Raw genomic sequence first — 10,243 nt, 5'->3', positions numbered from 1 at the left:
ACGGCCAGGCGCCGGTCGGTGCGCTCGCGGGGCTCGCTGGTCTCGCCGGGCTCCGTCGAGGGTGTCGCTAGTCCGCGCTCGGGTCGCCCGCGACGCTCGCGTCGACCTGACCGTCCGGCCCGATCACCGTGACGGCGTCGGCCTCGCCGACGACGCCCGGCTGCGCCAGCCGTGCGCCGTCGTCGACGAGGCAGCGCCGCAGGGTCACGCCCGAGGCGACGTGGACGCCGTCGAGCAGCACGCTCTCCTCCACCACGGCACCCGCCTCGACCACGACCCCGGGTCCGACGACGCTGCGCCGCACGGTGCCCGCGACGTGCGAGCCGGGCGCGAGCAGGCTGTCGGCGACCTGCGCCCCGGCCAGGACGCGTGCGGGGAGCAGCTGCGGCTGGGCCGAGCGCACGGGCCACGCCGGGTCGTCGAGCCGCGCCCCGGTACCGTCGAGGAACTGCTGATGGGCGATCCAGTAGGACTCGGGCGTCCCCATGTCGCGCCAGTAGCCCTCGAGCCGGTGCTCCACCGTGCGGTGCTGCGCCACGAAGTACGGCACGAGGTCCTCGCCGTAGTCCCCGAGCCCGCCCAGCCGCTCGTGCAGCAGGTCGAGCGCCTCGAGCAGCGCCGGGCCGTCGAAGCAGAACACCTCGACGGCGACGAGGTCGTCGGCCGGCTCGTCCGGCTTGTAGGCGAACTCCGTGACGACGCCCTCGTCGTCGGTCACGACCACGCCGTGGTCGGACGGGTCCGCGTCCGTCCTCGTGGTGACCATCGTGAGGGCGGCGCCGTGCCGCTCGTGGGTGGCGACGACGTCGCGCACGTCCAGTGCGTACAGGTGGTCCGCGCTCAGCACGACCACGAGGTCGGGCTCGAAGCCGGCGATCCGCTCGCGGTGGCGCCACAGCGAGTCGCTGTTGCCCTCGGCGAACCCCTCACCGGTCGCTCCCGTGAACGGCGCGAGCAGGTGCAGCCCGCCGTGGATCCGGTCCAGGTCCCACGGCCGGCCGCCGGAGAGGTGCTGGTTGAGCGAGTGCGGCAGGTACTGCTCGACGATCCAGACGTCGGACAGCCCGCTGTTGGCCACGTTCGAGAGCGCGACGTCGATGAGGCGGTAGCTGCCCGCCACCCGCAGGGACGGCTTGACCCGGTGGTCGGTGAGGACACCGAGCCGGCTTCCCTTGCCGCCAGCCAGGATCACGCAGAGGATGCGGCGCTGTGGCTTCACGAGGCTCCCTCGCTCGTCGGTGGGCGCTGGCCGGTGGTGCTCGTCGGTGGTCCGGCTCGCTGGTTCGGCCCGGTCCTCGGTCAGTCCTCGGCGACGAGCACCGTGACGGGGATGTTGCCCCGCGTGGCGTTGGAGTAGGGGCACACCTCGTGCGCGGCGTCCGCGAGCGAGCGGGCCACGTCCTGCACGATGCCGGGCAGGACCACCTCGAGCTCGACCTCGAGCTGGAAGCCGCCGGAGCTGTTGCGGCTCATCCCCACCCTCGCGCCGACCGAGCTGTCCTGCAGCTCGACGTGCTGCTCGCGCGCCACGCGCTGCAGCGCGTTGTGGAAGCACGCGGCGTACCCGGCTGCGAAGAGCTGCTCGGGGTTGCTGCCCTCACCGCTGCCGCCGAGCTCGGTCGGGAAGGCGAGCTGGAGGTCGAGGCGACCGTCGGGCGTGGTGACCCGGCCGTTGCGGCCAGGACCGGTGGACAGGGCTTCGGCGACGTAGAGGGCGTCCATCCCCCCAACCTACGTCCCCCTCCGCCGCCCGCGGGCCCGCCGGGGCCCCGGGCAGCCCGCTCAGGTCCCGCCCTCCCGCGCGAGCGCCTCCGCAGCGGCTCGGGCACGCGGCTCGTCGAGGTAGCTGCCGCCGCGCGCGAGCGGCACGAGCAGCCCGTCCCGCTCGGCGCCGGTCGGTGAGAACTCGTACAGCAGCGGGTGGCCCGTCGGCAGGCCGAGGTCCTGGATCTCCGGGTCGGTCAGGCCGTCGACCACCGCGCAGAGCGCCCGCAGGGAGTTGCCGTGCCCGACGACGAGCACCGCACCCCCGTCACGCAGGAGCGGGTCGACCCGCTCGCGCCACAGCGCGCCGACGCGGACCATGACGTCCGCCAACGACTCCGTGCGCACGAGCGCGGCCGGGGGCAGACGTCGGAACAGCGGCGTCGCGGCGAGCTCGTCGTAGAGCGCGTCGCCCATCGGCGGCGGCGGCACGTGCACCGAGCGGCGCCACGCCAGGAACTGCGCCTCGCCCTGCTCGGCGAGCACGTCCGCCTTGGTGCGGTTCGTCAGCGCGCCGTAGTTGCGCTCGTCCAGCCGCCAGTCGTGCTGCACCGGCGGGAGCAGCGGGAGGTCCACGGCGAGCACCTCGGCGGTCTGCCGCGCGCGGGTGAGCTCGGAGCACTGCGCCAGGTCGAACACGATCGAGGTCGCGGCGATCAGCTCGGCGGCGCGGTGCGCCTCACGACGGCCCCGGTCCGAGAGCGGCACGTCGAGCACGCCCGTGAACAGACCCGCGGCGTTCGCGACGCTCTCACCGTGCCGGACCAGCACGGCGCGCCCGAGGTGCCGGCCGTCGGCCATCGCGCACCGTCCTCTCGCTCGTCACGCGTCGAGCGCGCCCCCGCCGAGGCCCTGCGCGCGCGCAGCCACGATAGCCGCGGAGCGGTCGCGCAGCGCGAGCTTGGCGAGCACCGTCGCGACGGTGTTGCGCACGGTCTTCGGGCTGAGGCCGAGCCGGCGTGCGACGGCGACGTTGTCCAGGCCAGCGGCCACGAGGTCGAGCACCTCGCGCTCGCGCTGCGTGAGCTGCGGGAAGGGCAACCGCGCCGCGCGCGTGCCACCCAGCACGTAGGCGAGCGCGCGCTCGGCGACGGCGGGCGACAGGATCATCTCCCCCGCGGCCACGGCGCGGATGGCGCGCTCGACGGCGTCCGGGGGCGCCGACTTCACGAGGTAGCCGCGCGCGCCGGCCCGGACCGCCGCGACCACGGCGTCCTCGTCCTCGTGCATCGTCACGACGAGGACGCCGAGGCCCGGACGGGTGCGCACGAGCTCGCGGGTCACGTCGACGCCGGACCCGTCGCCGAGGTCGAGGTCCATGAGCACGACGTCCGTCGCGTGCCCCCCGGCGAACAGCGCGAGCGCCGCCGTCGCGCCGTCCGCCTGCCCCACCACCGAGACCCCCGGCAGGGAGTCCAGCAGCGCGGTCATGCCGATCCGGAACACCGGGTGGTCGTCGACCACCGTGACCCGGACGGTCCCCGGCGCGGCAGTCGGCCCGATCGGCCCCGTCGGCCCCGTCGGCCCCGTCGGGCCCGTCGGCTCAGGTGTCCCGGATCCCGCCGGTTCCGCCGGGGCCGGGCCCGCCGCACCCGCGGCACTCACGGCGCCTCCGCCGGGACGAGCGGCACGCGCGCATGCACCCGCGTGCCGGTGCCGTCGGCGCAGGGCCCGACGGCGAGCTCACCACCCAGCTCGCGCACCCGTTCGCGCATCGAGCGGCTCCCCACGCCGTCGGGCGCGTCGATCCGGCCGCGCCCGGCGTCCTCGCACACGACGACCAGCGTGCCGCCGCTCCCGACGGCGACGGTGAGCCGGCACGTCGTCGCGCCCGAGTGCCGCGAGGCATTGAGCACGGCCTCGGACGCGACGGCGTAGGCCGCGGCCGCGACCCGCGGGTCGAGCTCACCCAGGGTGACCGCCGTCGGCGCGACGTCGAGCTCGACGGCGAACCCGGCCGTCGCGTGCTGCGCGACGAGCTCGCCCAGCGCGGCACCGAGCCCTCGCTCCTCGAGCACGGGCGGCAGCAGGCTGCGCGACAGGGCGCGCACGTCCTCGACCCGCTTCACGACCTCGGCCTGGAGTGCCGCGAGCACGGCGTCGGCGGCCTGCGGGTCGGTCGGCAGCACGTTCCGCGCCCCCTGCAGCCCGAGCCGCAGCCCCGAGAGCCACGGCCCGATCCCGTCGTGCAGCTCACGGCGGATGAGGCGTCGCTCGGCCAGCCGCGCACCCGTGGCCGCGTCCCGTGCGCGGACGACCTCCGCCGTCGCGCGCACGAGTCCGAGCCCGACGGCGACCACCGGCTCGAGCGTCGAGAGCGCCTCGAGCGTGCGCGCGTCGAGGCGCTCCCCCGGGCGGGGCGTCACCGCGAGCGAGCCGAGGGCCGACGCGCCGCTGTCGCCGTCGACGCCACGCCGGACCTCCCGACGCACCGGCACCGAGGTGGGCGTCCCCCACCGCCCGACCTCAACGACCAGCGGGCCGGCACCGTCGGTGACTCGCGGCTCCCCCAGCACGAGCTCGACCGACTCCAGCCGCAGCGACTCACCGACCGCCGACGCGAGCCGGTCGAGCATCTCGTGCGCGTCCGACTCGGCCGACAGTGTTGCGCCGATCCGCAGCGCGGCTCGACCCGGCGAGGTGGCGTCGCCCCAGACGAGTCGGCGCACCTCGACCTCGAGCCGGCGTCGGATCGGGTCGACCGCGAGGACAACGCCCACGGCCGCGACCACCTGCGCGACCGCGCTGCTGCCGACCACCCGCGAGGCGGTCCAGACGAGCCCGGCGTAGACGAGCACGAGGCCGAGGGTGAGCAGCCCGGCGAGGACGGCGCGGCTGATCGCGAGGTCGATCCCCCACATCCGGGTGCGCAGCACGGTGACCAGCAGCGCCGCCGGGAAGAGCGCCTGCGCGACCAGGTGCAGGACCGGCACGAGCAGGACGAGCGTGCCGCCCGTGTAGGGCACGAACACGAGCGGCAGGAAGGACACCGCCATCACGGCCGTTCCGGCGGCGAGCAGGCCGAGCCCGGGGCGTTCGGCGACGGGACCGCGGCGGTGCCGCCACGCGACCGACGCCGCGGTGACGAGGCCGACCGCGACCACGGCCGCGAGGATCGGGCCGTTGTCCCACATCGGGGCGAGGATGCGCTGCACGGTGAGGGTCGCCGTCGTGGCGATGCCGGCCGCGAGCCCGACGCGCTCGACGACGCCGAGCGGGGTCTCGCGCACCAGCCAGGGCACCACGAGGAAGAGGGCGAGGGTGCCCGGCACCCACGCGGACCCGATCAGCGCGACCGCGAGGTCCTGGCCCGCGAGCCCCGCGTGGGTCGTCGTGAACGAGGCCCAGCCACCGCCGAGCGCCGCGAGTCCGCCACCCACACCGGTGAGCGCGACGAGCCAGGCGACCGGATGGCTGCGGCGGGACAGGATGACCCCGGCGACCGCGCCGTAGACGACGCCCACCACGACATCGACGACGAGGAACAGGATGTCCGCGGTCACCGGGAGCCCGCTCGCGAGCTGCAGCGTCCCGCCGGCGAGGGCCGGCGTCGCCGCGGCGATCGCCACCGCGACCCCCGCACGCGGCCGGGCGGGGTGCCGGCCACCGCTCCGCGAGGCCGGTGACGCGCCCGCGCCTCCGTGCGGGAGCGCTCCCGCTCGGGCGGTGGTGGTCATGAGGTGCACCGTAGAGCCGAGCGGGGCGCGGCGGAACACCGCCGCACCCCGCCGTCGCCGGGTGGCTCGTCCGACCGGCGCGCAGCGCCGGCCTGGGACGCCCCCCACGGGTCCCCGGCCCTCGCCCGCCCCGCCGGACCTGGCCTCAGCGCCGGTCCCCGAGCGCGAAGCCGAGAGACGCCACGAGCAGCCAGACCGGGCCGGTGAACCCGGCCATGTACTGCAGCGGCGACGCCCCGGCGACGACCGTGATCACGCCCAGCACGAGCGAGGTCACGCCGAGCCAGCGCGGCGCCGCGCCGTGCCGGAGCGAGGCGAGGGCGAGCGCGATCGCGGAGAGTCCCGCGCCGACCCACAGCCACGGGATCGTCGCGGTCCAGTCGGTGTAGAACGCTGCGGACTCGGGGACGTACAGCTCGGGCTCGGCGAGCCCGAACGCGAACTGGGTGTCCAGCCCGCTCCCGAGCAGGAGGGCGGCGGCCGTGAGCACGAGTCCGGTCGCCGCGACGGCGCCGTGCAGCGCCCCCGCGGGCGCCTGCTGGTCGAGGCGGCGCTTGAGCCCCGCCGCGAACACGGGGATCACGAGCAACGTGAGCACCGCGAACGTGTGGAAGACGAAGAACGCCCCCTGCTTGCTCGCGGCGTCGGCGAGCATCGCCTCGGCGTCGCCGGCGGTCGCCTCCCAGTCCACCGACGTGGCCATCGAGGCCTGGATCGTGGCGATGCCCAGGACGCCCGCCGCCACCCCGGTCCACGCCCAGGCGCGGGAGGGTCGGGCGAGCTCAGGTCGGGCGGTGTTCTGCTGTGACAGCGCAGTGGTCATGACGTGTCCCCTCGGATGAAGTGCGTCCCCGCCCCTGCGGCGGCGACGGGGACACGCTCGGCCGGGAGGCGTCCCGGGCACCAGGGCGGTGCGCCCGATCCGTCGGGCAGGTGCGCCGGGACGCGCCGGACGGCGCGTTCGGCCGCCGGCGGCGCACCGACCGATGAGCGGTGCCGCGTTCACCGGTCTACCCCGCATGACCGAGAAGCACCTGGCCCGCGAGGGCGCCACCATCGCCTTCGACCTGCACGGGGACCCGACGGCCCCGTGGTGGGCCCGTCCCCTCCTCGTGATCGGCTCGCCGATGGGCGCGAGCGGGTTCACGGACCTGGTGGAGCTGCTCGTCGCGCGCGGCGACCGGCTCGTCGTCACCTACGACCCGCGCGGCGTCGAGCGCAGCATGCGCTCCGACGGCGCCGGCGAGCTCACCCCCCGCGATCACGCCGCGGATCTCGGCGCGCTCGTCGAGGAGGTGCTCGCCGCGACGCGGTCGGCCGACGGCGAGCCCGCCGACGGCTCAGATGGTCACCACGCGGTCGACGTCTTCGCGTCCTCCGGCGGCGCGGTCAACGCGCTCGCTCTCGTGCAGCAGCGCCCAGACCTCGTCGCCACGCTCGTCGCGCACGAGCCCCCGCTGCTCGCCCTGCTGCCCGACCGCGAGGCCGCGAGCGCCGCCGTCGAGCACATCGTCGCGACCTACGCCCGCGAGGGCGCCGGTGCGGGAATGGTGCGGTTCATCCTGCTCGTCGGGCACACGGGCGAGCTCACCCCCGCGTTCAGCGCGCAGGAGTTCCCGCCGCCGGCCGCGTTCGGCATGCCCGCCGAGGACGACGGCTCGCGCGACGACGCCCTCCTCGCCCAGAACCTGCGCACGTGCACCGCCTTCGTGCCGGATCTCGAGGCGCTGCGCGCCGTCGGTACGCGGATCGTGCCGGCCGCGGGTGTCGGGTCGACGGGCCAGCTCGCGCACCGCGCCGCGGAGGCGCTGGCGTCCGAGCTCGGCGTCGCGGCCGCGCCGTTCCCCGGCGACCACGGCGGCTTCATGGGCCCGCAGATGGGCGCGGCCGGCCCGCCGACCGCGTTCGCCGACCGCCTGCTCGAGGTCCTCGCGGGCTGAGGCACGACGGCGAGGCGCACCACGCCCGCGACGGCGAGCGGCACCATCAGAACCGCCCCCGCACGCACCGCCCCACGCCCAGAACGGCCCGAGGCGACGAGAACGGCCCGCCGAGGACCGTTCTCGCCGCGGTGGGCCGTTCTGGGCGCGCGAAGCGCCCGGGCCGCCAGGCCCGCAGCGAGAACCAACCCTCCGCCCCCACCGCCCCACGCTCGGAACGGCCCACAACGACCAGAACGGCCCGGCGCCCTTACGAGACCGACCGCCAGAACGGCCCCTAGCGACGAGAACGGCCCACCGAGGACCGTTCTCGCCGCAGTGGGCCGTTCTGGGCGCGCGAGGCATCCGGGCAGGGCCCGCAGCGAGAACCAGCCCTCCGACCCAACGACCCCCGCCACCAGAACGGCCCACAACGACCAGAACGGCCCGGCGTCCTTACGAAACCGACCGCCAGAACGGCCCTTAGCGACGAGAACGGCCCGCCGAGGACCGTTCTCGCCGCGGTGGGCCGTTCTGGGCGCGCGAGGCATCCGGGCAGGGCCCGCAGCGAGAACCAGCCCTCCGACCCAACGACCCCCGCCACCAGAACGGCCCACAGCGACCAGAACGGCCGAGCGCCCTTACGAAACCGACCGCCAGAACGGCCCCTAGCGACGAGAACGGCCCACCGAGGACCGTTCTCGCCGCAGTGGGCCGTTCTGGGCGCACGACGGCGAGCCGCACCCCTGCACGACGGCGCGCCCTACCCCGGCGCGACGGCGAGCGCAGGCACACACGCGCGTAGCCTCGTCGGATGCGCACGTTCTACCCGCCGATCGAGCCGTACGCGAGCGGGATGCTCGACGTCGGCGACGGGCACGAGATCGCGTGGGAGACCAGCGGGAGCCCGGACGGCAAGCCCGTCGTGTTCCTGCACGGCGGCCCCGGCGGCGGCAGCACACCGGCGCACCGGCGCCTGTTCGACCCCGCCCGGTACCGGATCGTCCTGCTGGACCAGCGAATGTGCGGACGCTCCACGCCGCACGCGAGCGAGCCCGACGCCGACCTCGCGACGAACACGACGTGGACGCTGGTCGCGGATCTCGAGCGGCTGCGCGAGCACCTGGGCGTCGAGCGGTGGCTGGTCTTCGGCGGCTCGTGGGGTTCGACGCTCGCTCTCGCGTACGCGCAGACGCACCCCGAGCGGGTCACCGAGCTCGTGCTGCGCGGGATCTTCACGCTGCGGCGGGCGGAGCTGGAGTGGTTCTACGAGGGTGGCGCCGCGGCGCTCGTCCCCGACCTGTGGGAGGACTTCCTCGCGCCGATCCCCGCCGAGCAGCGGCGCGGCAGCCTGATCCAGGCCTACCACCGCCTGCTCACGGACCCGGACCCGGCGGTGCACGGTCCGGCCGCGCTCGCCTGGACCACGTGGGAGGCCTCGACCCTGACTCTGCTGCCACGTCCCGCGCTCGTGGCCGCCATGCGGGACCCGGCGCACGCGCTCGCGTTCGCCCGCATCGAGAACCACTTCTTCGTGCACGTGGGCTGGCTCGAGGAGGGGCAGCTCATCGCCGGTGCGGGCGCGCTGCGGGACGTCCCGGGCGTCATCGTGCAGGGGCGCTACGACCTGTGCACGCCCGCGATGACGGCGTGGGACCTGCACCGGGCGTGGCCGCGGGCCGAGCTCGTCATGGTCCCCGACGCCGGGCACGCCTTCGACGAGCCCGGCATCCTCGACGCGCTCGTCACCGCGACGGACCGGTTCGCCGGCTGATCCGCTACCCCGGCCCGACGACGGCTGGGTCGACGGCCGCTCCGCCGGCTGTCGGAGAACAGCCGGTCGGGCAGCGATGGGGAGAGCGGACGGCGAGGCAGCGGCCGGCAGCAACCGGCCGACGGACCAGCCACCGGCCGGGACGGGTCAGGCAGCCGCGCCCGCGCCGACCGACCCGAACGTCGGCAGCGCCGGCATCGCTGGCAGGGACGGCAGGGACGGCAGCGGCGGCACGGCGGCGCGGGCGGCCGCGGCCAGCTCGCCCACCGCGCGCAGCAGCCGGGAGTTGAAGGCCTCGGGCTGGTGCAGGTTGGCGTCGTGCCCCGCGCGGGGGATCACGATCCACCGGGCGCGGGGGTTGGCCCACCGGTAGAGCGGCGCGCCGACGCGCATCGGGTCACGGCTCCCGCTCACGAGCCACACCGGCAGCGCGGTGGTGCGCAGCACGCCGAGCGGGTCGCACGCCATGACCTCGCGCAGCACGTCGGTGACGACGTGCCACGTCCCGCCGCCGAGCCCGAACGCCCGCGTGACGTGGTGCGCGGCCATCCGGAAGGCGGGGACGAACGGGCGGTTCGGCGGCGTGGAGCACGCGACCGCCATGACGCCGGCGATCCGGTCGGCGTGCGTGCCCGCGTAGTGCAGCGCGGTGTACCCGCCGAGCGAGAGGCCGACCAGGAGCGGCGGCTCGGCGCACCGCGCCACGGCCTCGTCGAGGGCGTCGATCGCACCCGCCAGCGTGAAGCGCTCGTCCCGCCGCGCGCCGTGACCGGGCAGGTCGACGGCGATGCTCTCGATCCCCCGACGGCGCAGCGCGCGTTCCTGCGCGGCCCAGACCAGGGACGACGAACGCGTGCCGTGCACGAGCACGACGGGTGCGGGCATGGTGCTCCTCGCTGTGGCGGACGACCGGCTGTCACGGACGACCGGCCGTGACCGGGTCGTCCCGGTCGGCCGGGGACCCGATCGGCGCGGTCGGGTCCTCCCACGGTACGCGGGCTTCCTGGGAGGACGCCGGGCGGGTGACGCCCGAACGAGGAGACCCGGTGGAGAGATCGCCATGTTTCCGGCATGTGTCCACATGCTGGACGCCCTCGCTACGCTGACGG

General features: G+C 75.8%; 9 protein-coding genes. 2 read left to right on the top strand and 7 right to left on the bottom strand.

Features of this window, described 5'->3' with window-relative positions:
- Positions 1 to 67: 67 nt before the first annotated feature.
- The 6 genes from AC3AQ1_RS15785 to AC3AQ1_RS15760 all read right to left on the bottom strand — a co-directional run bounded on the left by AC3AQ1_RS15785 (position 68) and on the right by AC3AQ1_RS15760 (position 6,264).
- The gene (locus tag AC3AQ1_RS15785) at positions 68 to 1,219 is read right to left on the bottom strand and encodes a glucose-1-phosphate adenylyltransferase family protein (protein ID WP_108719767.1); all 1,152 of its coding nucleotides are present in this window, start codon (positions 1,217 to 1,219) and stop codon (positions 68 to 70) included.
- Between the two features lie 80 nt (positions 1,220 to 1,299).
- Positions 1,300 to 1,722, bottom strand: a complete 423-nt coding sequence (locus AC3AQ1_RS15780; protein WP_108719766.1) for an organic hydroperoxide resistance protein — start codon at positions 1,720 to 1,722, stop codon at positions 1,300 to 1,302.
- 60 nt (positions 1,723 to 1,782) lie between these two features.
- Complete coding sequence (locus tag AC3AQ1_RS15775) at positions 1,783 to 2,565, bottom strand: 2,3-bisphosphoglycerate-dependent phosphoglycerate mutase (protein WP_108719765.1); 783 nt, start codon at positions 2,563 to 2,565, stop codon at positions 1,783 to 1,785.
- Positions 2,566 to 2,586: 21 nt separating this feature from the next.
- On the bottom strand, positions 2,587 to 3,228 hold the full coding sequence (locus AC3AQ1_RS15770) for a response regulator (RefSeq protein WP_234417574.1): 642 nt from the start codon (positions 3,226 to 3,228) through the stop codon (positions 2,587 to 2,589).
- Between the two features lie 137 nt (positions 3,229 to 3,365).
- The gene (locus tag AC3AQ1_RS15765; RefSeq protein ID WP_108720299.1) at positions 3,366 to 5,441 is read right to left on the bottom strand and encodes a sensor histidine kinase; all 2,076 of its coding nucleotides are present in this window, start codon (positions 5,439 to 5,441) and stop codon (positions 3,366 to 3,368) included.
- Between the two features lie 145 nt (positions 5,442 to 5,586).
- Positions 5,587 to 6,264 carry a hypothetical protein gene (locus AC3AQ1_RS15760; protein ID WP_108719764.1) on the bottom strand — a complete coding sequence of 226 codons (678 nt, stop codon included), beginning with the start codon at positions 6,262 to 6,264 and terminating at the stop codon, positions 5,587 to 5,589.
- A gap of 196 nt (positions 6,265 to 6,460) precedes the next feature.
- Between AC3AQ1_RS15760 and AC3AQ1_RS15755 the strand changes: the two genes are divergently transcribed.
- Both AC3AQ1_RS15755 and pip read left to right on the top strand, forming a co-directional pair.
- Complete coding sequence (locus tag AC3AQ1_RS15755) at positions 6,461 to 7,381, top strand: alpha/beta fold hydrolase (RefSeq protein ID WP_108719763.1); 921 nt, start codon at positions 6,461 to 6,463, stop codon at positions 7,379 to 7,381.
- Between the two features lie 793 nt (positions 7,382 to 8,174).
- A complete protein-coding gene (pip, locus tag AC3AQ1_RS15750; protein WP_108719762.1) occupies positions 8,175 to 9,134 on the top strand; it encodes a prolyl aminopeptidase in 960 nt (319 codons plus the stop codon).
- A gap of 147 nt (positions 9,135 to 9,281) precedes the next feature.
- Here the strand turns inward: pip and AC3AQ1_RS15745 are convergent, their stop codons facing one another.
- The gene (locus AC3AQ1_RS15745) at positions 9,282 to 10,019 is read right to left on the bottom strand and encodes an alpha/beta fold hydrolase (protein ID WP_234417572.1); all 738 of its coding nucleotides are present in this window, start codon (positions 10,017 to 10,019) and stop codon (positions 9,282 to 9,284) included.
- Positions 10,020 to 10,243 lie beyond the last annotated feature (224 nt).

This window comes from Miniimonas sp. S16 (genome assembly GCF_057748195.1).
This window is presented reverse-complemented; position numbering and strand designations above follow the sequence as displayed.

Bases quoted from the DNA above. Each gene is read 5' to 3' on its own strand.
- AC3AQ1_RS15780 (WP_108719766.1), bottom strand. From the start codon at position 1,722: ATGGACGCCCTCTACGTCGCCGAAGCCCTGTCCACCGGTCCTGGCCGC.
- AC3AQ1_RS15745 (WP_234417572.1), bottom strand. From the start codon at position 10,019: ATGCCCGCACCCGTCGTGCTCGTGCACGGCACGCGTTCGTCGTCCCTG.
- AC3AQ1_RS15765 (WP_108720299.1), bottom strand. From the start codon at position 5,441: ATGACCACCACCGCCCGAGCGGGAGCGCTCCCGCACGGAGGCGCGGGC.
- AC3AQ1_RS15760 (WP_108719764.1), bottom strand. From the start codon at position 6,264: ATGACCACTGCGCTGTCACAGCAGAACACCGCCCGACCTGAGCTCGCC.
- pip (WP_108719762.1), top strand. From the start codon at position 8,175: ATGCGCACGTTCTACCCGCCGATCGAGCCGTACGCGAGCGGGATGCTC.
- AC3AQ1_RS15775 (WP_108719765.1), bottom strand. From the start codon at position 2,565: ATGGCCGACGGCCGGCACCTCGGGCGCGCCGTGCTGGTCCGGCACGGT.
- AC3AQ1_RS15755 (WP_108719763.1), top strand. From the start codon at position 6,461: ATGACCGAGAAGCACCTGGCCCGCGAGGGCGCCACCATCGCCTTCGAC.